Here is a 24,756-nt window from a genome sequence, read left to right on the forward strand (position 1 = left end):
TATGAGTATTAGAGTAATATTAGGCATTACGGGAAGTATTGCGGCTTATAAAGCTATAGATCTTGCTAAAATACTATGTCGTAGTTCTTGTGATGTACGAATAGTGCTATCGAAAACAGCGCATAATTTTGTTTCGATTTTAACGTTAAAATCTCTCTTTCCGAAAAAAGTATACGAGTATAGTGATACTATCGAGAATGGCGAGATGTTACACATATCACTTGCTAAAACATCCGATGTTGTGCTGATAGCGCCGGCTTCTGCGAATACTATTTCCAAATTAGCAAATGGTGTCGCAGATTGCTTGCTTTCTACTTTATGTTTAGCTTCACGAAGCGCGATTGTGTGTGTACCCGCGATGAATGAAGGAATGTGGAAAAATGCCTTTGTGCAGAGAAATGTAGAGATATTGCAAAAAAATGGAGTTCACATATTAGGACCAGTCGATGGAGAGCAAGCATGCGGTAGCACAGGGATCGGTCGTATGGCTGACATTTCAGACATAGCGAGTTATATCATTCAATTACAGACTCCAAAGCTACTATTAAGTAAAAAAGTTGTTATAACGGCAGGGCCTACAAGAGAAAAAATCGATCCAGTGCGCTTCTTGAGTAACTACAGTTCTGGTAAAATGGGGTATGCAATTGCAGAGGTAGCGCGAAATATGGGCGCAGATGTTACGTTAATTAGCGGCGTTACTTCATTAAATACACCACTTGGTATCAATTTTATTTCTGTAGATAGTGCTTCCGATATGTTAAATGCTGTAGATAAGGAAGTGCATAAAGCAGATATATACATTGGAGTTGCCGCAGTATCGGATTACAAGCCTGAATCATATTCAGCGCAAAAAATAAAGAAACAGGATAATACGGATGTGATGAAGCTAAATTTGGAAAAAAACGTCGATATTATAAGATATATCAAAGAGAAATATCCAAAAATCTTCTGTGTAGGATTTGCAGCGGAAACGAATGATTTTGAAAAGTATGGTCTACAAAAGATAAAAAGCAAACATTTGGACGTTGTTGCTATTAATGATGTGTCGGATAATAAAGTCTTCAACAGTGATTGCAATGAGATACTATTACTCACGAAGAACGGACAGTCCTTTCACATACCGCATGCTACAAAAGATATTGTAGCTGCTGCATTATTGAAATATATTAGTGCGCTTTCTGAGTTTTCTGCTCCGTAAGTTTCTTTATTACTCTAAGCATTGTTATGTTGATACATATTAGTATTCCCGCGGCAAGTAGATAGTATGGTCGAGGCGGAGTACCAAGTAATACAAAACTCCAAAACGTCATTAATGGTAACTTTAAATAAGATACCGGAGTGAGAAAATTCAAGGTTGCTAGCTTTATTGCTAAGAATAGCAGTATCACGTTTGTTATTCTCAGAACGCTTATAACAAGGAGTGATGATATATCGCTTGCAGTAAAGGCGGATATCTTTTTAACAGAGAAAAATAGAAGGAAAAGTGCGGTAAAAGCAAAAGTATAAAATACCTGTACTATAAAATGTTCTGTCGTAGTTTGTTTTTTACATACTACTTCGTAAAATGCCCAGGAGAATGATGAAATTACGGCCATAACAAAGCCATAAACTGAAACTTCAATATGAGTTTTAAGAGTGAAAAAAATTACCGCGTAGCACAATATACCGGCAATAAAGGATATCCATCGCAGTTTTTCATTTTTAGTAAGGGAAGCGATAGAGACGGTAAGTATAGGAGTGATATAATTTACTAATATAGCTTGCGCACTACCAAAGTGCTTTACAGCTTCTATCCAAGTTACCATGCCCGCTATGCTTAGCACAGAACGTAACACGTATGGCATCATCTTCGCTTCTTGTAACTCCTTCCTGTAGAATAAGCTTACAAATGGCAGTAATATCGCTGTGCCTAGTATGCATACTACTCCGAATTGTTCTAACGGTCCTATGCTACTGTTTCGAAATTTTTCAAATCCAAGAGAAAGCAAGCAAAAGCAAGAAAGTGCTAATACCTTACATAGTACTCCAACGATATATCTTCTATAATCTGTAGACATTAACATATGATTTGACGGTAATAGTGAGATTATCGAGTAGCGATCTTCTAAATTATGATAACAAAAGCAATATGGAGATCAATATGTGCACTATACGAAGATTGCGCAGTTAGATTATGGTGTTGTTTTTCTGTTTTATTTAGGCAATTTTGACGTATTTCTTTTTAAAACTTTGAGATATATTCTATCGAAAATAATAGCAAAGAGATTATTTCCTATTACATTTCCAGCAGTACCTATGCTGTCCATTACGATATAGATTGCCGTCATAATGCCTAGTGCTTCAGGTGTAAAATGTAGATATTCTCCTAACATTGGCGCAATGATAAAAATCCCTCCGCTTGGAATACCACTTCCGGAGAATTTTGCGATATTTACTATTAATAAAAGCATTAATATTTCATATGTGGAAAGTGACACAGATGCGCTTTGATGAACTAAGATAGCAAGAAATGGAATTAATATACTTTCTCCTATTGTATGTACTGTAGTAGCTATGGTAATTGCCGCTTTTCCGTTTTCCTTATTTAGCACATTTTGCTCTACCGCTTCAATAGATAAAGGCAATGCAATTGTACTGGACATTGTGCTAAAGCCTGTAATGGTAGGCTTAATCAAAGTGATTGCGATTTGTTTTGCAGAGCGATTAGTTGCTGCAAGTGCAGCGATTATGAACATTATTCCTAGATATATAAACATCAGGCAAATACTGATAGTAAGATTTACGGGATACGAGCGAAGTGTATTTTGTAATCCTTTGTCTTGCAGTATTTTAAATATGAATCCCGCTATGAAAATTGGTATTAAGGGAAGTATTACATAGTTGATTAGAAATTTTACCGCTATCCTTATGACGCTGGCAATCTTATCTACCGTGTAGCGATAGCAGCTATCATGTATGTTAATGATAAGTCCAAGAAATGCGGAGAATACGAAGACTACAACGTTTAAGTATAAAGGGAATGTAGGTATACCTAATACGAAGAGTTGTTTTATTGTTTTATCTGATATGGAAATCTGACTATCACAGCAAGTTATAGCGGTAAATTTCAATGCAATTGCAGATGTAAAAACTGAGGTAAATATGGATAAAAAATTCGATAGAATTATGCAAAGTAGCAGGAGAGTAATAAATCGTATTCCTTCCTTGCTATCGAGTTTTCTGAAGCAAAAATATACGGAGTGAAAGATGATAAATGGTACGCATACTCTCATTATATCTTTTAAGAGGAGGCTTATAGAATATATAAAAGATTGTATGCGAGATGAAATATACTCATGAAAAAATAGCACAGATATTATAGCTAAAATAATTCTAAATGAAGAAGATTTCAAAAAAGACATTTTAATATATGTAATTCGTTATAGCATTTTTTGTATACTATCGTGGTATTCTATGACATCTTGAAATGACTGAATATTGGTATTCTTACTGTATTTTTCAAATTTGTTTTCGATACTATTAATCATTTCGTAGAATGATACTTTACCATCTAAGAATTGCTGAACATAAAATTCGTTTAATGCATTTAATGCGATAATAGACGAGTGCGTCATGTTTATTCTTGCAAGTTTAAATAATGGAAATAGATCCGTATCAATATCGTAAAATTCAAACGTTCTGTTTCTTATTAATTCACACTCTTGTTGTAAATTTTGCGCTTTGTGTACGTCATATTTCTGTGGATATAGTATTGCGGCTATAATAGGAGAGAACATTGTAGGTGTACCGCAGTGCATGATAGATGTACCGTCTTTATATTGAACGATCCCATGTACTGTGGCAGTAGGGTGAAGTAGTGCATCAACATTCTGCATCGGAATATTGAAAAGAATTGACGCTTCATGCATCTCAAATACTTTATTCATCATAGATGCAGAATTGACTGTAATGACGTTCCCCATCTTCCAAATCGGATGCGTAAGAATATCATCTTTACTAGCATTTTTAGGTAGTATCTTATTTTTCCATATAGTACTACCTGTAGCGGTGAGTATAAGTTTTTTCACATTGGTAGTATTACATGTGTTTGTAGTATTATTAAGTGTAAGTATGCTATGTATCGCATGATGCTCTGAATCTATCGGAATTATTTCTACTTTAAGTTTTGTCGCGTGTTCTATAAATAATTTATTGCCGCATATTATAGCTTCTTTATTAGCGATAATCAGTTTTTTGCATGAGTACATTGTTAGAATAGTTGGAATAAGACCAGCTATGCCACTAATTGCACTGATGCATATATCATGTTTTTCGTGTTGTAAAAAATCGTGTATCTCTTTCGTTTCGTGAAGTATGCGTACTTTCCTGTCGAAGTTAGTATTTCCAATTTGCGCAATGGCGTTTTTATTTGCAACTATTACGTTTGCGATGTTGAAAGCCTTTACTATCTTTTCGAGTTTCTGAATATCGGAACCTCTTACCATAATGCTTTTCACTTTATGAGTATCACGAAGCGTGTAAAGTGCCTCAAGTGCTGTAAGTCCAACGCTTCCTGTCGCGCCAAGTATTATAATGCTTTTCATGTATAGCAAAGAACTTTCTTTAACATGCATTTTCTATGGTATTGTGTAGATCCATTTCGTCGGAGAGCATCTATATGATATTTTGTTGCATAACCCATGTTTTGCTCAAGTTTATATCCGCTATATCTACTACTCATATGCTGTATGATGGTATCTCGTGTCACTTTTGCAATGATCGAAGCTGCGGCGATTGTGACTGATTTAGTATCGCCTTTAACTATAGGAATAACAGTAGCATCGAGTACCTCGATTGTCCTATTTCCATCTATAAGCGTGACGCAATTTGGAGATTGAAGCATTTTTATTGCACGCTGCATGCTTAATTTGGCAGCATTCAAGATGTTTAATTTCTCTATTTCATCGATGCTTGCCGCACCTACAGCATATTCTACTTCTAAATTCATTAGTGCTTCATAAATGACTTCCCTCTTTTTAGCTGATAGCTTTTTAGAATCATTAATGCTAAGTGATAATAAACGTTCATCATATACGACTGCTGCGCTTACAACAGGCCCTACTAACGAACCTACTCCGCATTCATCGGCACCAATGACAGTCCTTGTTTTATATTGCCTCTCTATCTCGTTATTTGGTAATATCATTACGATTTTCTTATCCGAATTTAATTATGACTGAAATCAAGAAGAATGTTGTAGTTGGTATAGACTTTGGCACTACGAATTCACTTATAGCATTCGTGAATGAGGATAGCAAAGTGATTGTTGTGCCAATTAATGAAGATGCTGATTATGCTACTTTATTGCCGTCTGTAGTGCGCTATGAATCTGCAGAGAAGATTATAGAAGTTATTTCTATAAAAAGATTAATAAACAATAGCGTAAAAGGAGATTTAATCGATTATTTTAGCGCTGAAAGTCTTGATTTGAAAAAAGACGCAATAAGTATGGCGGCGCAAATTTTTCAAAATCTTAAAGATAAAGCAGAAGAGTACACTAAATCTACTATTACCGACGCTGTAGTAACAGTGCCTGCGCACTTTAATGATTTCGCGAGAATGAATATTAAAGCTGCGGCAGAATCTGCAGGATTCAATGTAATTAGAATGATAAATGAGCCTACAGCAGCTGCGATAGCGCATTGTATGCTTGATAATTCAAGTGATAGAAGCATCGTGGTATATGATTTAGGAGGAGGTACCTTTGATGTTTCTATTCTCCAGGTTAAAGATGGAATATTTAGAGTAATCTCTACTAATGGTGATAGTACTCTAGGCGGTGATGATTTTGATATTGCACTTGCGGAGCTGCTAGATGCAAAATGCGGCTTTGATGGAGAGATTATTACAAGTGATGCTATTTTATGCGCGAGAAAAATAAAGGAAAGATTAAGTTTGAATGAGAATTATACAGGTTTTTGGAAGGGAAATGAGATAAGTTGTACCCGTGATGAATTTGAAGCAGCTACTGAAGCTTTAGTAGATAAAACTTTTGACGTAATGCGTGCTGCATTAGATGATGCTGAATTAACATTAAATGATATAGATGAAGTCATCTTTGTAGGAGGAGCAACCAAAATGCCGATAATTAAGAAAAAAGCGAGGCAATATATGCACAGAACTGATATTTTAGGAAATGATATACTTCCAGAAGAAGCTGTAGTAATAGGTGCTGCAATGCATGCTAATTCTATTACTCAAAGCGCAAATCATCTTTTATTGGATGTTATTCCACTAAGTATTGGTATAGAGGTATTTGGTGGTGCTGTTGAATGCATTATTCCTCGTAATACTCCTATACCAATTATGGCAAGAAGTGTTTTTACAAATTCTCATGAAAAACAAGCTTCCTTTGATATACATGTTATTCAAGGCGATGGAGAACGTGTAGCACAGTGCAAGACTTTGGCACGTTTCAAAGTGCCAATTGCGGATAAAATAAAGAGACAAGAAGCAAAACTTGAGGTTTTGTTTTGCGTAGACGTAAACGGTATATTGAGTATTACCGCTGTCGAAAAAGCAGGAGGTACTACGAGAGATATAATCGTTCAGCCTCAGTACGATTTATCGGAGGAAGATATTACACCATCCTTGTAAAGGAAAGTGAAACTTAATGTAAGATAAGACAATGATTTTTACGTGTAGTGGTATTGATTATCGTACATTATGTGTTGTAACATCTCCATGTTAAGAATAAAAATATAGTTGATGATGAAGAAGAGGTTATATCTATGTATTCTATGTGTCTTTTTTCTTGGTGTCTTATATGTAGCAGAGTCTAAGGCGTCCGAGTTAAGTAGAAAGGGAGATTATTTTACCTTTATGGCTTTGACCTCTGAGATAGTGCCACAAGTGAAATTACAGCAGTATCTCGAGCGTGGAGTCGGCGCTGAAGTGACGGGCACTGATGTAAAGAGTATTACAAATGGTACTGTACTTGTGCCTGGTTTTATATTTGGAGGAGGTTACATGTTTCGTGATATTGCTTTGAGTGCTTATTTTAGCCATTCTGCGAGAAAGCTTTCTCAGAGTGCATTGCAGTTCTCAAATGAGATGAAGATAGTTGGCAATTCAGTAGGACTTTCGGTGGTAAGGTACATTTCTGATATGAAGGTGCGCCCTTTTCTTGGAGTTACAGTGGATGTTTTGAGCTTGCAGTACACTTTATCTGGCATTAGAGCGTTTGATGCAAGTGGCGCACTCGCGGATAGTGATGTAGTGCGAGTAAGTGGCGCGTTGAAGAATAGAAGTGATGTGGTGTTTTCTCCTCTTTCAACAGAGGTAGAGTATAAGACAATATGTCTTGCTGCGAATGATGAGAATTATACTTGCGTTCAGAATGATGTGCCTTCAGTGTCGTATGCTGCACTGCCTAAAGATGTGCTGTCGTTGCTTGCTTTCAATAGCGAGTTAAAAGCCACTAATAAGACGAAATTAGGATTTTCCTTCACGGGAGGATTGTCATTTAGAGTAGATAATATAGTAATAGAAGGATTTGCGGCAGCGAACTTGAGGTCTAAATTGACTTTTGGTAATGAAAAAGCAGTATACGTAAATCGTAGTGCGCTGAATACTGTAGTGTCCGATGGTGTGCCGTATGATGATGTAAAGAGTGTATTAAATGGTAAGTATGTGTATCTTCAACAGAATGGCGTGTGTGATATGACGGTAGTGCAAAATCAAGACTGTCAAAATAGTGGTATGATGACTGGACAGGAAGCTATAGATAGTATAGTTGTTGACGGTAAAAAAGGAGGAGATTTAGCATCTTACGTTTATACTGATGCCACTACTTATAAGGATTTCAGAACCTATATTCCGCAGGAAATTGAGGGTACGCCAACTTATACTTTAGGAATCAGAGTACTTCTATTGTTTTAAAGGAAGTGATGAAAATTGATATTACAAAATTACTGTTGTTGCTGATTGTCGCTTACATCATCGTTGGATGTGCTGGCTCCGTTAAGCGTAAGATGGGTGTGTTACCTTCTCTTCCTAATGAGAATGCCGTTCTGCATAATACCGTACCACCGTCTAAAAGCACAAAAGAGCTGATTATACCTCCTGCATAGGATTATTATTATGCATCTGATGGTAATTTCTTTATTTATGTTATATTAATATTTACACTATAAAATCGAATCATTATTGATAAAAGTTCTTTGCCTTAAGTAAGGATAATGATATCATCCTGGCATATATGAGTTTATAGAGTTTAAAATATTGATATGAAAGTTGCTACGTATGATATACAGCTTTCTGATACTTATATGATAGAGGAGTTCGTAAACTCTTTTGCTAGGTATAATGAGCATTTTTCACCTTCGTATCCTTATTGGAGCTATAGAGCTGTACCGATGATGTATCTTGAAGATGAAGCGATTGAAACAGCGATACGAAGGTATTTTTCGCAAAATGTACTATTTGAGGTATATTTTGAAGAGCTATATAGCGTTGCGAGGTTGATGTATGTTTTGGATGCGAGAAAAATCTGTAGTGCTGCAAATTCTTTCAAGATATCTCTTAGTTTACTGGAAGGTTTATTCAATGAAAGTATCAAGAAGAGAGATTTTTGGATGCAAATGGTAGCTTTAGAGTCGAAAATAAACGAAAGCTTTACACGACATGGAGGTACTGGTTTACCGTTTTCATCAGCTAATATGCTCAATACGATAAATGATGATATACAGAGTAATAACAAAGAGAAGGTAGTAGCAAGTGAGAAGCTACAAAAAGAAGAAAAAAGTAAAGCAGAAGTAGGATGTGTGAACAAAGTGGAAGAGTACTTTAAGAGAATATGCGAGGAGGATGAGCTGCAGAATTTAGAAGATAAGAGGAAGAAAGGAGATGATAAAGTGGCAAAGGTAGTGCAAGAAGTGGTGAAGGTAGTGCAAGAAGTGGTGAAGGAAGAAGAGCCGGTAGTGCAAGAAGGTAAGGAGGAAGAAGAGCCGGTAGTGCCAGTAGGTAAGGAGGAAGAAGAGCCGGTAGTGCCAGTAGGTAAGGAGGAAGAAGAGCCGGTAGTGCCAGTAGGTAAGGAAAGAAGAGAAGGTAGTGCAAGAAGTGGTGAAGGAAGAGGAGAAGGTAGTGCAAGAAGTGGTGAAGGAAGAGGAGAAGGTAGTGCCAGTAGGTAAGGAGGGAGAAGAGAAGAGGAGAGAAAGATGGGAAGGATTAAGTGAGGAGCAGAAGAAGGAAATGGAGAAGCTGCAGATTTCAGAAGAGAGAATAAAAAATATTATAGAGATACGACAAAAAGAGATTGATATATATCAGGGAAAAGATTACGACGACAAGATGATACTCATTCGAAAAAAGCTAAGTGAGAAATCGCTTCAATATGGACTACTAGCAAATCAGATAGAACAGAAGAAGTTGCTAGGAGAGTTAGATTCTATTCTGGAAATGGAAAAACAAAAGAATGAGAGAGAGTATGAGCAATGGGTAATAAGAGAAGAGAGAGATCATGAGAAGTTGAAACATGTACAAGAGCAGGAATTGCCAAAGTTTATAATCACTGAAAACGATAGAAGAGCAGTTATAATAAAAGAGATGAGTGAGAAATCGCTTCAAGCGAACATAATAGCGGATCAAGCGTGGCAAATGGAATTAAAAGGAGATGTAGGAGGAGCTGCTGCACTTCGAAAGCAGTATCACTCTCCTCTTAGAGATGATGCTTATAAGATCAGCATGAAATTACACGATCTATACAGTATTGCTCCGTTTGCTCCTGCTAGATTAGAAGATAAAGATGTTGTGATGAAAGGAGGTACGAGAACAGATTACAGGACTTATACCTCTCCTAATAATCCAAATGTGTTATTCACTCACAGTTCAAAGAAGTTTTATAATGCATTTAAGGACGTTATACATAAGATACACTTCTGTAAACCTATGAAAGTAGGAGACTTCAATCCTTCTATATTCGAAGGTGATAGAAAAAAGGAAATAATGGTCGCTCCTATGTGTACTTCTCCTCATTGTTGTCCAGGAACATCAGAGTTAACTCCTAGAGAGTTTTTCGTCGCAGATGATCATTACAACAATGCCGATGTATTTACCCTCTCTACCAATGATATGTTATACACTACATACGACGGTGTAGTTCATCACAATGGCGGCATCGATTCCTCCATACTTCATACAGATAGCGTTATATCTTAGTTCGTCCTCGCTTCCAAGTACAGCAGCACGTATTTGGAAGCTTTCCATCTTACTTCTTCTTAGCTCCTGTTTTCCCTCTCATACTCCATTTATAGAACAATGTTCTTTTCTCTTCTACCTCTTATACTCTTCTTACTATTATTTCTCTCTTCTGGCTTATACTTCTCTATAAATGCCGTTCAGAATCCTTTCTACCAACTCTCTCCTTTACTCATAATCCTTCCTTGCATCGCTTTAAGCTGGATTCTCCATAATGGTACTTCGAAAACTAAACAATCCTCTTTCTTAAATGGCATCGCTAATCATGACATCCTCATGATGTGTATCATCTTCCTTTTAGCCGGTGCATTTAGTGAGATAATGAGTAAAATAGGTGCAGTCTCTTCCATCGTAAATCTTCTGCTTACATTCATTCCTTCAAATCTACTATTACTTGGACTTTTCATCACCGGCGCCTTCATTTCTACCTCAATAGGCACTTCTATGGGCACTATCGCTACTCTGATGCCTTTAGCAACTGCTTTGAGTGCGAAAAGCGGGTTACAGATTGAACTAATTTCGGGCACAATACTTGGTAGTGCAATGTTTGGCGATAATCTCTCTCTGATTTCCGATACTACAATAGCTGCTGTTTCTTCGCAAAACGCAGATCCACGAAAAAAATTCTACATCAATGCTAAACTGGCTTTCTATTCTGCTGTAATCGTCGCAATAGTATTGCTATTTCTAGGTTTTGCAAAAGCAAATGAAATTATAGCGGTAGAAAAATATTCTTTGCCTCTGATTATACCGTATGTTCTACTACTTACACTATCAATGTCTGGTGTAGGTATTTTTTGCAGTTTGATACTAAGTATTTTAGCAGCAGGAATTATAGGAATTATCGCAAATCCTACTTATCACTTTTTGAATTTTACAAGCGATATCATAGCTGGATTTTACACTATGAATGAAATTATGCTTTTATCTCTCATGATTGGCGGCTTATCAGGTTTAATGGGAAATTCACTCAGTGTACTAGGTAAAAAACTTACCATTGTATTGGCAAAAAAGATGCACAATAAAAAAGCATGCTCTTTTGCAATCGCTGTGATCGTTACGATATTCGATGTGCTTTTAGCTAATAATACAATAGCTATCATAGTAAGCGGTAAAGCAGTAAAAGATGTAGCGATCGAAAATGGCCTCCCTCCACATTATACTGCAGCAATTCTTGATGTCTTCTCATGCATCTTCCAAGGACTTATCCCTTATGGCGCTCAAGTCTTACTTGTAAGCAGCTTTACAGGCCTTTCACCATTCATAATCCCTCAGTATGTATATTACTGCCACATCTTGCTCCTCATCTCATCTTACTTCCTTATCTCACTTCCTAAAAAGATGTCTTAATATCTTCCGTAAAAGACGATTATTGTAGCTTCAAGTGTAATGTATATTTTCTTATAATTTATATTAAGCTGTTGATCTTAACAGGCTCTTGCTGTAAGTTTTGAAATTATAAGTGCAGTGTGTGACGAGAGTTACATACTCATGCGGTAAATCAAATTTAAATTTGCGTAAGATAATGAAGAAATTCGAACGTACCAAGCCACACGTAAACATCGGAACAATAGGCCATGTTGATCATGGTAAAACAACTCTTACTGCTGCTATTACAAAGTATTTCAGTGAGTCATTTGTTGCATACGATAAGATAGACAAAGCGCCAGAAGAAAGACAGCGTGGTATTACAATCAATACTGCGCACGTGGAGTATGAAACGAAGAATAGGCACTATGCGCACGTTGATTGCCCTGGACACGCGGACTACGTGAAAAATATGATTACTGGTGCTGCGCAGATGGATGGTGCGATACTTGTAGTAGCAGCAACTGACGGTCCTATGCCTCAAACTAGAGAGCACATACTACTTGCGCGCCAGGTTGGTGTACCGTCAATAGTGGTATTTATGAATAAGATGGACCAAGTAACGGATCCAGAACTTGCAATGCTTGTTGAAGAGGAAATAAGAGATTTACTTACGAAATATGGCTTTCCTGGAAAAGATATACCAATTATAAAAGGATCGGCTTTGAAAGCTTTGGAAGCTGCTTCATCTGATGCTTCAACTGGCGATGGTGCATGCATAGGGGAGCTTCTTGCAGCGGTAGATTCGTATATTCCTACTCCTCAAAGAGAACTCGATCTACCTTTCTTAATGCCTGTTGAAGATGTGTTTTCGATTTCGGGTCGTGGTACCGTTGTAACGGGACGTATTGAGAGAGGTATCGTGAAAGTTGGCGCAGAAGTTGAGATTGTAGGCTTCGGATATAGACACAAGACTGTTTGTACTGGTGTGGAGATGTTTAAGAAGATGCTTGATCAAGGACAAGCTGGAGATAATGTCGGTCTTTTATTGCGCGGCATAGCAAAAGAGGATGTGGAAAGAGGATGTGTTGTTGCAGCGCTGAACACGATAAATCCTCATACTAATTTTGAAGCGCAGTTGTATGCGCTAAGTAAAGAGGAAGGTGGACGTCATACAGCGTTTTTGAATGGCTATAGACCACAATTTTTCGTGAGAACTACCGACGTTACTGGTACTATTCAACTTCCTGAAGGAACTGAGATGGTGATGCCAGGTGACAATGTAACGATTAATGTAGAGCTGATAGCGCCTATTGCGATGGATGAAGGACAAAGATTTGCAATTCGCGAAGGTGGTAGAACAGTAGGTGCAGGAGTAGTATCTAAGATTATCAAATAGCTTTATATGACTCATGTAGTAACTGATAAATGTATAAGATGTAAGTATACGGATTGTGTAGAAGTATGCCCTGTTGAATGTTTTCATGAAGCGAAGAACATGCTTGTGATAAATCCTGATGAGTGCATTGATTGCGGCGTATGTGTAGCTGAATGTCCTATAGGAGCTATTCAATCTGAAATAGATGCTGAGCCTATATGGCTGGAGATAAACTCAAAATATGCTAAGAAGTTTCCTCGCATTCTCGAGAAGAAGATGCCTATGGCGGAAGCAGAGGTTTATAAGGACGTTGTAAATAAGGAAAAGTTTCTTAACGAAAATGATGAGTAACTTTGTAAAGATCGTTTAGATAGATTCGCAAAGATTGCTTAGATAAATGATAAGTGATTTTTACAAGGACTTCTTGAGAAAATGACTGTGTTTCTGCGAGTTTCTCGAGAAGCCGAAAGAAATTTCTGTAATAGCTTTTCCATGTGTTTATAGAGCTTCTACAATAGAGGCGCTTTATCTGTTTATAGAAAGGATGTTACTGATGAATCGATGGTGCTGCTTTTCTCATGATGCGGTGATTTGATTACTGCGAAGTTCTTAGTGAAGATGATGAGTAACTTTGTAAAGATCGTTTAGATAGATTCGTAAAGATTGCTTGGATAAATGATAAGTGATTTTTACAAGGACTTCTTGAGCAAATGACTATGTTTCTGCGAGTTTCTCGAGAAGCCGAAAGAAACTTCTGTAATAGCTTTTCTATGTGTTTATAGAGCTTCTGTAATAGAGGCGTCCTATCTGTTTATAGAAGAGATGTTACCGATGAATCGATGGTGCTGCTTTCTTCATGATGCGGTGATTTGATTACTGCGAAGTTCTTAGTGAAAATGATGAGTAACTTCATAAAGATCGTTTAGATAGATTCGCAAAGATTGCTTAGATAAATGATAAGTGATTTTTACAAGGACTTCTTGAGAAAATGACTGTGTTTCGAGTTTCTTGGAAAAGTTACAGAAACTTCTGTAATAGCGCTTTTCTATGTGTTTATAGAGCTTTCTGTAATAGAGGTATCTTATCTGTTTATAAAAGAGATGTTACTGATGAATCGATGGTGCTGCTTTCTTCATGATGCGGTGATGTTTGAAATGGTATCTATATCTTCACAATACTGTTATTTCAAGATGTAAAGTTCAAGTTCAGACTATGTAAGAAAAACGTAGTAGATATGTTATATATCAGTCTTATTACAGCAAAACGATGCTATATCGCAGAGCTAAGGCTATTGTTACTACTATTATGTCGCTTCTTACGATAAATATATTTGCGCGAAAACGATAAGTAGTAAATATTGCTATCTCATTATCATCCCTTGCTTAGTTTCAAGAGATGTGCGTATATCTTTTTCTTCTATGATAAAAAAGTTATTCAAAGCTTCTGAAATTTTTCCGACTTATGAAAGCGACTCTGATGCGGAGTCGTACTCTTCTTTTTATTTTGAATAAATATATTTAATTATTTTTGAAGATATTAATGCTATTTCATAATTTCGTTAGATGCTTATACATTACTTTTCTGATGATTGATGCTTTTTATCCTATGCTTTTTGCATGATTGGAAAATCTTTACAGTACCTTCAATGCTATCATAAAGTGTGATGAGTAATAACACACTCTCTTTATGAATATATGGTAAATCATTTCTGCTATTTTATAGATTTCCAGCGTATTGTCACTGTAGTTTCTTCATCATTTGAAGATTACTTTATATGTCTTATAGTATGAAAAATGACAATATGTAATGAAAAATTTGTGAATATAAAAGAGTATAAGAAAGTATAAGAGAATATAAGACAGTTTAAGCTGAACGAGAGCTAAGATTATGTAGAGCTTTAGGCAAAATCTTACATCGCATGAAGACGTAATTGTTAGAGATTTATTTATTGTTTACTCAAATTTGAGAAGATATTCGCTTCATAAGATATCATCTAACTTCAAATAGAAGTCCTTTTTAAGTTAAGGACAATTTTTGATACTTCACTATGCGCTTCGAAAAAGAATATAGAACAAAACACTTTTTTGAACTTACTCAATGCATAGATAAAGCATATTAAAATGCATTTTTAATACTTGTATAAAATATATCAGTGATAAAATTACGAATGTAAGAAAAGGATTTTTCTAGATATTTCTGCGCTTTTTATATATTTTTGCGTGAAGGATAGCGAGAAGCGCTATAGTTTCTACTCTTCAAAGAAGGGTATGCCACTTTTTTGATATCTGTTGAGGATGTATCTTCGATTTCGCATCGAGAGAAACGTTATCAAAGCTGAAGTAGAAGTTGAGATTTAAAGATATTCTTCAAAACAAGACATAACCATCACTAAGCTTCTATTTGGTGCCGTTAGTGAGAATCGAACTCACGACCTCTTCATTACCAATGAAGTGCACTACCACTGTGCTATAACGGCTACTATTACTTTATAGCCTTTGCTTTTTCAATCACGCTATCGATTGTACCAGCCATGAAGAATGCGCTTTCAGGCATATCATCAAATTCTCCATTCAGCAATCTTCTAAAGCCTTTGACGGTATCTTCTAATGGCACAAAGACCCCCTTTACATTTGTGAATACTTCTGCAGTATGAAATGGTTGAGAGAAGAATCTTTGTATTTTACGCGCTCTATTCACTACAGTTTTGTCTTCTTGTGACAACTCATCGATACCGAGTATTGCAATAATATCCTGTAATGCTTTATAACGCTGTAAGACTTTTTGCACATCTCGTGCTGTATTATAGTGTTCCTCTCCTACTATTTCCTTTGACAAAATTGTTGAAGTACTGTCAAGAGGATCGACAGCAGGATATATTCCTAATTCAGCTATCTTACGACTAAGGACAGTAGTAGCATCAAGATGCGCGAAGGACGTAGCGGGTGCAGGATCGGTTACATCATCAGCTGGTACGTATATTGCTTGTACTGATGTAATAGAACCGCTTACTGTAGAAGTAATGCGCTCCTGCAGCATAGCCATCTCAGTAGCTAGAGTTGGTTGATATCCTACAGCTGATGGCATTCTTCCAAGTAAAGTTGATACTTCACTTCCAGCTTGAGTGAATCTAAATATGTTATCGATAAAGAGAAGTATATCTCTTCCTTCATCTCTGAATTTTTCGGCTATCGACAAAGCTGAGAAAGCAACAGTAGCTCTAACTCCTGGCGCTTCATTCATCTGACCGTATACAAGAGTTGCTTTTGACTTTGTTAGATTCTTCTCGTCTATCACGCCAGAATCGATCATTTCATGATACAAGTCATTACCTTCTCTCGTACGTTCTCCAACTCCAGCGAATACTGAAAAGCCACCAAGTGCTTTTGCAATATTATTAATCAATTCCATAATGATCACAGTTTTACCTACGCCTGCGCCTCCGAAAAGGCCTATTTTACCTCCTTTAGGGTATGGCGCAAGCAAGTCTATAACTTTGATACCAGTAACTAATATTTCAGTATCAGGCGACTGTTCGGTAATGGAAGGCGGAGGAGAATATATCGATCTTCTTTCTGAAGCTGCGATTTCTCCTCTATTGTCCATTGGCTCGCCTAAAACGTTCATCAACCTTCCAAGTACTGCTTCACCTACTGGTACTGTGATTTGTGTGCCAGTATCTAAGACTTCCATACCTCTTGACAGCATTTCAACTCCTCCTAGTGCGATAGCTTTAACAACATTATCGCCAAGGTATTGCGCTACCTCCAGTACGAGAGTCTTACCATGCACTTCGCAACGTAAAGCATTTTTCAAATTCGGAAGAGTTCCTCCTTCGAACGAAACGTCTACGACGGAATCGAGTACCTTTACGATTCGCCCTTTATTCTTTTCCATCAGCAGATAGTAAAATTACTTAGAAATTCTTTATCTCTATTTCTTTGATGAAGTTTCTGATTCCAATTTTGCACGTGCTTCATCAAAATCCAACTTCACGTAAGGGACTTTTTCATTGAGTTTAGCTATCAATTTATCTGTTACATCTACTTCTGGTGCAGACCATAATGGTCCTGCAACTATAACTTTCTTCTTCTCTTTCGAAGCTACCTCTTTCAAAGCTTCATCCCATGCTTTTTGCATCGTACCCATACCCTTTTTAAAAGCGTAATCTATTATCCTACTATTTTTTACAAGCGTATTTTCATTTGCGCTTATTTTCTCTGAAAGCTTTGCTATTTTAGCGTCATTTTTAGAATCACCTGCTACTTTTGATTTATTCAAAGATTCTCTTTCTTTGGATAGATTCTGTATTGATTCTTTTATCTTAGCATTTAATTCTTTGTCTTTTTCTTCCATTTGACTGATAATTGCCTTGTATCCACTGGATGATTGAAATATTTTTGATGGATCTGCAACGGCCACACTAGAATCTTCAGAAAAGGCAAGTGCAGGTTGAACTGCGAGGAAGCAAACAGTTATAACACCTAAGAATTTGTTTTTCATGTTTTTATATAGAAGATATATATGTGCAAAGGCTATATATTTTCCGTTTGAAGTTCAAGCTAAATGATTTACATTACGTGTTTATTAATAGAATTTTGGAAAACCGAGCGTACTCATAATGGTATCTTCGGTTGATTCCATTTTATCAGCATCATTTTGATTATCATGATCGTAACCTATAGTATGCAATATTCCATGCACGACTAATTGAGTAAATCTATGCAGAAATGTCATATTTAACTCATGTATCTCTTCCTCAATTGACTTATAGCATATGTATATATCTCCTACGATTTCATCGCTATTTTCATCATTTTTTATTACTTGCGAGAACGATAGTATATTTGTACTTTTATCGAGATTTCTATACGTCTTGTTTAAAGCGTGCATCTTCCTTGTACCGCACAGCACTATCGCTAATCGTAATTGATGATGATGCGTACTGATGCTGTTTAAGTGTTTGAAGGCGAAATTTACTACCTCATAGGTATATCTCTTAATGTCGCTGAAGCCCGTACTAGAAAGTTGTAAGTTCTGAAAATCCTCCGATTTAAGTATAACTTTCTTACGCCATGCGCAGCACGTGACATGTACGTCGATTTCTTTTAGCATATGACTTAAAATTCGTGGCACGCCTGAAAGGATTTGAACCCATGACCTTTAGATCCGTAGTCTAACGCTCTATCCACTGAGCTACAGGCGCTACATACAAGAAGCGAATCGAAACTTGATTTCACCGTAACATAGTATTACGCTCTGCGATGTTAAAGTAAAGAGTGATAAGTATTGTATTTGAAGTTTTGAAAAGTTGATGAATTTGATACTGATTGATAGTGCTTCAGAGCACGAGTGTAGAGTTGCTGTATGCAAAAAAAGCGGAACTGAAATGGTACTTGAGGCTTTATATCAGCAAAATACTCGAATCCAAAACATAAAAGGCAATATATACTTAGCGAAAGTAGTACGAGTAGAGAACGCACTGCAAGCAGTTTTTGTGGATTATGGAGGGCAGTATAATGCTTTTCTGCCTTTGTCTAATGTGAGTAATGAGTACAAGACAAGAAGTGCGCACAATAAGCATCTGAAAAAGGATCAGTTGCTAATAATACAAATTGTGAAAGAGCAGAAGGATGAAAAATGTCCGCTAGCAACGACTTATATTACGTTAACTGGTCGTTTTATATCTGTGATATCGCACTCTTCTCAAGAAAGAATAAGGTTCATGAGAAAAATTGGCAGTGATAAAGAGAGATTGAAAAATATAGGCAATGAGCTATTGAATAGCGTAAAGAAGAATGATCGAGGACTGTCGATAGTATTCAAGAATGAGTCTGAAGGAAGAACGAAAATTGAGTTAAAGAGAGATTTTCAATATCTTGTAAAGTTGTTGGATAGTACTTTACAGCACTCAGAGAATAAAAAAAGTCCTGTCTTTCTGCATGCTGAAGGGAGTTTTGTCGAATGCGTTATTAGAGATACATATAATAACGATATCAAATCGATTATTGTAGAAGGAAAAGAAAAGTACAAGCAAGGACTAGCATTTATGAAAATGTTTTTGCCGACGCACGTAGATAAGATAGAACAGTATGATCGTAGTACTCCAATCTTTAAGTACTATGATATAGAGGAGAAAGTGACAGCGTTATATAGTAATAAGGTACTTTTACCTTCTGGAGGTTCGATTGTCATATCGTATACGGAAGCAATGATTACCATAGATGTGAACTCAGGAAAGAACATCAGCGAAAGTAATGTAGAAAATACTTCTCTCAAAACGAATTTAGAAGCGATTAAGGAAATTATTATTCAGATAAAGCTACGTGGTTTATCCGGTACTATTGCAATAGATTTTATAGATTTGGAGTCTACCAAAAATAGAGATCTGCTTTTTAAAGAAGCGCTTCAGCTTGGCAAAGATTACAATTTATCTCTTAGAATATTGCCACTGAATGAGCTTAGTATAATGCATATTACAAGGCAAAAGACACATAACTCTTTTTGTGAAATCAATTTGACAAAGTGCGATAACTGTAGTGGTACGGGATATATTAGAGCGGAGCATGCTACCATAAGCGCTATATGCAGAGCGGTGAAACAAGAGATATCTAAGAATGCTGAATTAACTAATATCACTGTTGTTGTAGGTGCGAAGCTAGCAACTCAGATCTTGAATTATACTGCTGTGTATGACGATATTATCAGAAAAACCTCTGATCATGATATTACTTTTCGTTTTATGATAGATTTATCAGTACCGGAAACGATGTTCTCACTTACTGCTTCTTCTGAGGTACGGCAACTTGCAAATGCGGTAGTGCCATTTTCCAAGCTGGAAGAGCAGTCGTATTTTGATGAAGAGAATGGCAGTACTGCAGTACGTGCAGAAAGTACTGAAAATGTTGTATCTAGAAATAAGAAGCGTTTCAGTAAATTTGGAAAGAAAAAAGCGAAAATTTCTGCAAAGGATTCTATAAAAGAAGAGGCTACTAGTGGATTACGTACAGTTATGCGAAGAATTTCTTCTCTTATAAAATCAAAGAGTTCAAATTAGCTTTGTTGTCGTTTTTTTATGATATTTATGTGAATTGATATGCTAAAGATCACTGATAAGGCTATAAGCAGGATAAATGAGCTTATAGAGTGCGAGGAGCGTAAAGATGGTACGCAGAGCTATTCTTTTAGAGTAGAAGTGATTGGAGGTGGATGTTCTGGCTATCAATATAAATTTAGTATTGAAGGCAGAGAGCGAGATATGGCAATAGATGAAGGAGATTTTACGCATCAAGAATGCCATGCTTTGATAATGGATAGCGCATCGATGAAAATGTTAGATGGCAGTACTATGGATTTTATAGATGAGCTTGGAGGAGCGTATTTTACGATTAGTAATCCTAACGTAAAGGCAAAATGTGGATGCGGTAATTCTTTTTCTATTTAAGTTCGCTATAATAAGAAGCGATGCTATTGTAAAAGAAAAATGACTTAAAGAGAGTTTCTCTTTTTGACGATTTCGTCTCAAGTATTTATATTGATCAATTTTACGCTTGCGGATAGAGTAAAGTCTGATGTTATTAGCATTCAGTTATAAACTTATCTAAGTACGAATGTCACTTGATTCAGCTGCGATTGAGATAGAGAAGAGGTACGAGCATATATCAGCTTCATTAATGCAATCTTCTTTGCTGCCGATTGATGAAATGGTGAAGTTAAATCAAGAATATGCCACCTTAGAACCTGTAGTAGCAGTAATCAGAGAAAGAAGAAATTTGCAGAGGATGAATGAAGAGATCGATGCTGAGTTATCTGTTACAAATGATTCTGAATTTAAAGAAGCTTTGCAAAGTGAAAAAGCTTTGCTATCGCAGAAGCTAGAGAAAATAGAACATGACTTCATGCTACTTCTCATCCCGAAAGATACTGATGATGAGAAGGGAGTTATTATGGAGATCAGAGCTGCTGCAGGTGGTGCGGAAGCTGCGCTATTTGCATATGATTTGATGAGGATGTATTGTAGATATGCAGAGCGTCAAAGTTGGAAGGTGGAAATATTATCTATGAGTTCAACTGGAATAGATGGAGTAAAAGAATGCGCAATATGTATAAGTGGACGCGGTGCTTTTGCAAGACTCAAGTTCGAAGCAGGAGTACATAGAGTGCAAAGAGTGCCAGATACGGAAAATAATGGCAGGATTCATACTTCTACTGTTACTGTAGCTGTGCTACCTGAGATACAAGAAGTAGATATCAATATTAAGGAAGAAGATCTGAAAATAGATGTATATAGAGCAAGTGGCGCAGGAGGGCAGCATGTCAATAAAACGGAGAGTGCAGTGAGGATAGTGCATATTCCTACCGGAATAACAGTCTGTCAGCAGGACGATAAATCACAGCATCGAAACAAAGATAAAGCAATGAGGATATTAAGTGCAAGACTCTACGAGTTAGAAAAGAGTAAAAAAGAATCTGAACGTTCTCAGAACAGAAAAGCACAAGTAGGTACCGGAGAACGTTCAGAAAAAGTAAGAACTTACAATTATCCTCAAAGTAGAGTGACAGATCATAGAATCGGAGTAACGATACATAATATTTTAGATGTAATGGATGGTAATATACAGAATTTCATCGATCATCTAATATCTCTTCATAATGCAGAAAAGTTAGCGAATTTTTCGGAAAAAGAGTTATGATGCGTTGTCATCTTTAGCAAGTTGAAATAAGTGCTTTTTCTCCTCCATATCGCTGCAAATTTTGGTATTTAACTCGTACTTAGCTAATCTATAAGCTACGCTTAGTGCATTAGTTATCCCTTCTATATCAGCACCACTATGACTCTTGACCACGATACCATTCAATCCTATTAGCATAGCGCCATTGCATCGAGATGGATTGATAGTTCTAAAGACTTTTTTCAGATGTGAACGTAATAAAAAGCTGCCTATTTTACCTAATAAGCCTGCTTCGATCACAGTCTTTTTCATGATCTTTCCGATAAATTTTGCAGTACCTTCGGCTGATTTTAGAAAAATATTACCTGAAAATCCGTCTGTTACTACCACATCGACATCGCCATTAATTACTTGATGAGGTTCTATAAATCCACAATAATTGATGTTTGAATTTTTCAGCAATATATGTCCTTTTCTCTCAATAGTACGTCCTTTATTATCTTCATTACCTACATTAAGCATACCTATTCTTGGAGATTTAATGCCATACTCTATTTTTGAGTAAGAGCTTCCCATAATTGCAAATTGTAATATTATCTGTTCATTAATCTCAGTATTTGCGCCAAGATCTAGTATTACAATATCGTTCTTATATGTAGGGAATGGTGCTATTATTGCGGGTCTATTGATGAAATTCAGCGTATGTAGCAACATCTTTCCAGTTACCATAAGTGCACCAGTATTACCGCATGATAAAGCCGCATTGGCATTATTCTTTTGCACTTCTTCTATTGCTAATCTCATGCTTGAATTCTTCTTAGCTCTAAAAGCATGAATAGGATCATCATCATTTTTCACTGATTCACCAGAATACACGATATTCACAATATGTTGAGATAGAAGTGGATATCGAGATAATAAAGGAGATATTTCCTCTTTAATACCGCACAGTATGAAGCGAATTTCCGAATTTTGCTTTGCATACTCGTTCATAGCACTAATCACAAAGTGTGGTGCGTTATCACCTCCCATAGCGTCTACACTAATTACTACGTGATTTCTGCTGTTCATTATCTCATCCTATGTTTTTCTTAGTAACTAGATGATAATATGATAAAGCTGTCAGTTAGTACAAATAAAATTTCTGCGTATATCACCTACTTTTTATTGGATGAATTTGAAAGTATTGTAATGGCTTCTTTTATTGAATTCATATTTAGATCTTTTTGTTCGATTAAATATATATTGCCGTGATGTGCTTTGATATATCTTGCATTTAGAAGCTGATGTTCGTCTGTCGAATTCGGCAATGGCACAAGTATGGCTTTTTTATTTAATGTTAAAATTTCTCCTATGGTAGAGGAACCTGCCCGTGATATTATGATATCTGATTGTGCCATTATGCTGCAGCAATCAGCGAAAAAATGCCTAATATCGCAAGATTGAATCGCTTTATTTTTAGCGTATAGTGCTTTGATAGTTTCGACATCATTATACTTTGATATTTGCTGATATACGCGAATATCGGTATCAATATGAAGTTTCGATATTATTTCCGCCAATGTCATTGTGAGAGTAGCTGCGCCCTGACTGCCGCCGAGCATGAATAATCGTAAGCAGTCATCGAGCTTCGAGTGCGTTGTTTCCTTATAATGTTTAAATTCTTCACGTACTATGAATCCGAGATGTACTACTGGTACATTGGTACGCGGTAGCACGATGTCTTTGTAAGTAGTGAGCAATGTAGTATTTGGAAGGTAATTTGCAAATACTCGATTGACTTTTCCGAGTGTTGCATTTTGTTCGCACAGCAGAATATTAAAAGTACTGAAGCGTAGTAGATTGCATAATGTGAATGCAATAATAGGCATTGCAGTAGCATATCCTCCCATCCCTATGCATACGGAGTAGTTATATTTGATAGCAATGCGCACTCCGATGTAAAGCTGCTTTATTAAGTCGAAAATAAATTTCAGCTTCGCAGAGTGATGAAGAGTAGTGACGTTGAATACAAATTTTCTATCGTATTGTTTCGCTATTTTTTTTAGCAATTCTAGTGTATTCTCTTCGATATATGCATGACCTCTTCTGTCTACCATTAATACTACATCGCAGTGTTGTAGGGCATGTTTCGCTATTTCAAGTGCAGGAAATACATGTCCACCTGTGCCACCAGTACTTATTATAACACCTTTATGTAAGAACTTGTTTATGATGGAGAACATGATGAAGGAAGTACACTCGACTCTACAGCTTAAAAAATACTTGATTAAATCACAAATCTCAATATAACAGTATGTACAGTTTGTTGTATTATCTTAGTTTGATGTGTCTCGTATAGTAGGTGTTGATATTCCGTCCGGTAAGAAACTCTTTATCGCTTTGACTTACATATACGGTATAGGTTTGTACAGAGCACGTGAAATATGTAAAGCCGCTGGAATAGATGGAGAAATGAGAGTCAGTAGCATGACAGAAGATCAGTTGGCTAAGATCGGAAAGTACGTCTCTGAGTATGAAGTAGAAGGTATGCTAAAAGCACGCGTTGGTACTTCCATCAAGAGATTGATAGAGATCAATTGCTATAGAGGACTACGTCATCTTAGAAAGCTACCGTTAAGAGGGCAGCGTACTCGCACTAATGCGAGAACGAAGAAGGGCAAGAGAGTACCTATTGCAGGAAAGAAAATGGCTACAAAATAGAGTATTTATTATAATTATTGTTAATCAATTTATCCTATGGCGAAAAAAGTTGTGTACTCCGGTATTGTTCACGTAGTGGCGTCATTCAATAATACTTATGTCTGCGTGACTGATCTGAATGGCTGCGTGATAGCGTGGTCGTCATCCGGCGCTAACAATTTTAAAGGTTCAAAGAAATCTACTCCGTATGCCGCACAGATAGCTGCACGAAGTGCGATAACGAAGGCTTACGATCAGTACGGATTGAGAGCTGCAACGGTGAAGATCTCCGGTCCTGGTGCGGGACGTGAATCAGCAGTGAGAGCTGTGGCTGAAAAGGTGATTGTGACGGCAATAGAAGATAGAACGCCTGTGCCACACAATGGTACACAACCACCTAAAAGAAGACGTATTTAACGGCTAGATGTCTGTTTTGGTTAATTTTTTCATTTAAGTAGTCATGCAAGAAATAAGCAAGTCGCT

At 36.7% G+C, this 24,756-nt stretch carries 23 protein-coding genes and 2 tRNA genes; 14 read left to right on the forward strand and 11 right to left on the reverse strand.

Features of this window, described 5'->3' with window-relative positions:
• Position 1: 1 nt before the first annotated feature.
• Positions 2 to 1,198, forward strand: a complete 1,197-nt coding sequence (gene coaBC / locus Fsol_RS00755) for a bifunctional phosphopantothenoylcysteine decarboxylase/phosphopantothenate--cysteine ligase CoaBC (RefSeq protein ID WP_233485217.1) — start codon at positions 2 to 4, stop codon at positions 1,196 to 1,198.
• Here coaBC and Fsol_RS00760 read toward each other — a convergent pair.
• The 4 genes from Fsol_RS00760 to Fsol_RS00775 all read right to left on the reverse strand — a co-directional run bounded on the left by Fsol_RS00760 (position 1,167) and on the right by Fsol_RS00775 (position 5,185).
• Positions 1,167 to 2,063 carry a DMT family transporter gene (locus tag Fsol_RS00760; RefSeq protein WP_108673004.1) on the reverse strand — a complete coding sequence of 299 codons (897 nt, stop codon included), beginning with the start codon at positions 2,061 to 2,063 and terminating at the stop codon, positions 1,167 to 1,169. The two genes, coaBC and Fsol_RS00760, sit on opposite strands and share 32 nt — an antisense overlap.
• 129 nt (positions 2,064 to 2,192) lie before the next feature.
• On the reverse strand, positions 2,193 to 3,401 hold the full coding sequence (locus Fsol_RS00765) for a cation:dicarboxylate symporter family transporter (protein ID WP_108673005.1): 1,209 nt from the start codon (positions 3,399 to 3,401) through the stop codon (positions 2,193 to 2,195).
• 18 nt (positions 3,402 to 3,419) lie between these two features.
• Positions 3,420 to 4,583 (reverse strand): hypothetical protein, encoded by a 1,164-nt coding sequence (locus Fsol_RS00770; protein WP_158521592.1) that lies wholly within the window; start codon positions 4,581 to 4,583, stop codon positions 3,420 to 3,422.
• Entirely contained in the window at positions 4,580 to 5,185 is a 606-nt protein-coding gene (locus Fsol_RS00775; protein WP_108673007.1) for a ribonuclease HII, read from the reverse strand. The genes Fsol_RS00770 and Fsol_RS00775 overlap by 4 nt, the downstream gene beginning before the upstream one ends.
• 26 nt (positions 5,186 to 5,211) lie before the next feature.
• Between Fsol_RS00775 and Fsol_RS00780 the strand changes: the two genes are divergently transcribed.
• The 8 genes from Fsol_RS00780 to fdxA all read left to right on the forward strand — a co-directional run bounded on the left by Fsol_RS00780 (position 5,212) and on the right by fdxA (position 13,273).
• Positions 5,212 to 6,636, forward strand: coding sequence for an Hsp70 family protein (locus tag Fsol_RS00780; protein ID WP_108673008.1), 1,425 nt, complete (start codon positions 5,212 to 5,214; stop codon positions 6,634 to 6,636).
• Positions 6,637 to 6,747: 111 nt separating this feature from the next.
• Entirely contained in the window at positions 6,748 to 7,920 is a 1,173-nt protein-coding gene (locus tag Fsol_RS00785) for a hypothetical protein (RefSeq protein WP_108673009.1), read from the forward strand.
• Positions 7,921 to 7,928: 8 nt separating this feature from the next.
• Positions 7,929 to 8,111 (forward strand): hypothetical protein, encoded by a 183-nt coding sequence (locus tag Fsol_RS00790; RefSeq protein WP_108673010.1) that lies wholly within the window; start codon positions 7,929 to 7,931, stop codon positions 8,109 to 8,111.
• 156 nt (positions 8,112 to 8,267) lie between these two features.
• Complete coding sequence (locus tag Fsol_RS00795) at positions 8,268 to 9,170, forward strand: hypothetical protein (protein ID WP_108673011.1); 903 nt, start codon at positions 8,268 to 8,270, stop codon at positions 9,168 to 9,170.
• The gene (locus Fsol_RS00800; RefSeq protein ID WP_233485218.1) at positions 9,091 to 10,197 is read left to right on the forward strand and encodes a hypothetical protein; all 1,107 of its coding nucleotides are present in this window, start codon (positions 9,091 to 9,093) and stop codon (positions 10,195 to 10,197) included. Before Fsol_RS00795 ends, Fsol_RS00800 begins: the two co-directional genes overlap by 80 nt.
• Before the next feature lie 99 nt (positions 10,198 to 10,296).
• Positions 10,297 to 11,586 carry a Na+/H+ antiporter NhaC family protein gene (locus Fsol_RS00805; RefSeq protein WP_108673013.1) on the forward strand — a complete coding sequence of 430 codons (1,290 nt, stop codon included), beginning with the start codon at positions 10,297 to 10,299 and terminating at the stop codon, positions 11,584 to 11,586.
• Positions 11,587 to 11,761: 175 nt separating this feature from the next.
• Positions 11,762 to 12,943, forward strand: a complete 1,182-nt coding sequence (gene tuf, locus Fsol_RS00810) for an elongation factor Tu (protein WP_108673014.1) — start codon at positions 11,762 to 11,764, stop codon at positions 12,941 to 12,943.
• A 6-nt stretch (positions 12,944 to 12,949) separates the two neighbouring features.
• On the forward strand, positions 12,950 to 13,273 hold the full coding sequence (fdxA, locus tag Fsol_RS00815) for a ferredoxin FdxA (RefSeq protein WP_108673015.1): 324 nt from the start codon (positions 12,950 to 12,952) through the stop codon (positions 13,271 to 13,273).
• 2,050 nt (positions 13,274 to 15,323) lie between these two features.
• On the opposite strand, the gene Fsol_RS00820 is transcribed toward fdxA, so the two are convergent.
• From Fsol_RS00820 to Fsol_RS00840, 5 genes are all read right to left on the reverse strand, one after another.
• Positions 15,324 to 15,398, reverse strand: a tRNA-Thr gene (locus Fsol_RS00820).
• Between the two features lie 5 nt (positions 15,399 to 15,403).
• Positions 15,404 to 16,816, reverse strand: a complete 1,413-nt coding sequence (gene atpD, locus Fsol_RS00825; RefSeq protein ID WP_108673016.1) for a F0F1 ATP synthase subunit beta — start codon at positions 16,814 to 16,816, stop codon at positions 15,404 to 15,406.
• Positions 16,817 to 16,852: 36 nt separating this feature from the next.
• Complete coding sequence (locus Fsol_RS00830; protein ID WP_108673017.1) at positions 16,853 to 17,422, reverse strand: OmpH/Skp family outer membrane protein; 570 nt, start codon at positions 17,420 to 17,422, stop codon at positions 16,853 to 16,855.
• An 84-nt stretch (positions 17,423 to 17,506) separates the two neighbouring features.
• Entirely contained in the window at positions 17,507 to 18,034 is a 528-nt protein-coding gene (ybeY, locus tag Fsol_RS00835) for an rRNA maturation RNase YbeY (RefSeq protein ID WP_108673018.1), read from the reverse strand.
• A 15-nt stretch (positions 18,035 to 18,049) separates the two neighbouring features.
• Positions 18,050 to 18,125: transfer RNA gene (locus tag Fsol_RS00840), tRNA-Arg, on the reverse strand.
• Between the two features lie 108 nt (positions 18,126 to 18,233).
• Between Fsol_RS00840 and Fsol_RS00845 the strand changes: the two genes are divergently transcribed.
• The 3 genes from Fsol_RS00845 (at position 18,234) to prfA (ending at position 21,612) form a co-directional block, all read left to right on the forward strand.
• On the forward strand, positions 18,234 to 19,976 hold the full coding sequence (locus Fsol_RS00845) for an Rne/Rng family ribonuclease (RefSeq protein WP_108673019.1): 1,743 nt from the start codon (positions 18,234 to 18,236) through the stop codon (positions 19,974 to 19,976).
• Positions 19,977 to 20,015: 39 nt separating this feature from the next.
• Positions 20,016 to 20,363, forward strand: a complete 348-nt coding sequence (locus Fsol_RS00850; protein ID WP_108673020.1) for a HesB/IscA family protein — start codon at positions 20,016 to 20,018, stop codon at positions 20,361 to 20,363.
• Between the two features lie 166 nt (positions 20,364 to 20,529).
• The gene (gene prfA / locus Fsol_RS00855) at positions 20,530 to 21,612 is read left to right on the forward strand and encodes a peptide chain release factor 1 (protein WP_108673021.1); all 1,083 of its coding nucleotides are present in this window, start codon (positions 20,530 to 20,532) and stop codon (positions 21,610 to 21,612) included.
• Here prfA and plsX read toward each other — a convergent pair.
• Together plsX and Fsol_RS00865 are read right to left on the reverse strand one after the other, a co-directional pair.
• The gene (gene plsX, locus Fsol_RS00860; protein ID WP_108673022.1) at positions 21,607 to 22,662 is read right to left on the reverse strand and encodes a phosphate acyltransferase PlsX; all 1,056 of its coding nucleotides are present in this window, start codon (positions 22,660 to 22,662) and stop codon (positions 21,607 to 21,609) included. The two genes, prfA and plsX, sit on opposite strands and share 6 nt — an antisense overlap.
• A gap of 86 nt (positions 22,663 to 22,748) precedes the next feature.
• A complete protein-coding gene (locus tag Fsol_RS00865) occupies positions 22,749 to 23,816 on the reverse strand; it encodes a UDP-N-acetylglucosamine--N-acetylmuramyl-(pentapeptide) pyrophosphoryl-undecaprenol N-acetylglucosamine transferase (protein ID WP_108673023.1) in 1,068 nt (355 codons plus the stop codon).
• A gap of 103 nt (positions 23,817 to 23,919) precedes the next feature.
• Between Fsol_RS00865 and rpsM the strand changes: the two genes are divergently transcribed.
• Both rpsM and rpsK read left to right on the forward strand, forming a co-directional pair.
• Positions 23,920 to 24,294 carry a 30S ribosomal protein S13 gene (gene rpsM / locus Fsol_RS00870; RefSeq protein ID WP_108673024.1) on the forward strand — a complete coding sequence of 125 codons (375 nt, stop codon included), beginning with the start codon at positions 23,920 to 23,922 and terminating at the stop codon, positions 24,292 to 24,294.
• Between the two features lie 36 nt (positions 24,295 to 24,330).
• Positions 24,331 to 24,690, forward strand: coding sequence for a 30S ribosomal protein S11 (gene rpsK, locus Fsol_RS00875; RefSeq protein ID WP_108673025.1), 360 nt, complete (start codon positions 24,331 to 24,333; stop codon positions 24,688 to 24,690).
• The last annotated feature ends 66 nt before the right edge of the window (positions 24,691 to 24,756 follow it).

Source organism: Candidatus Fokinia solitaria, assembly GCF_003072485.1.
GTDB lineage: Bacteria > Pseudomonadota > Alphaproteobacteria > Rickettsiales > Midichloriaceae > Fokinia > Fokinia solitaria.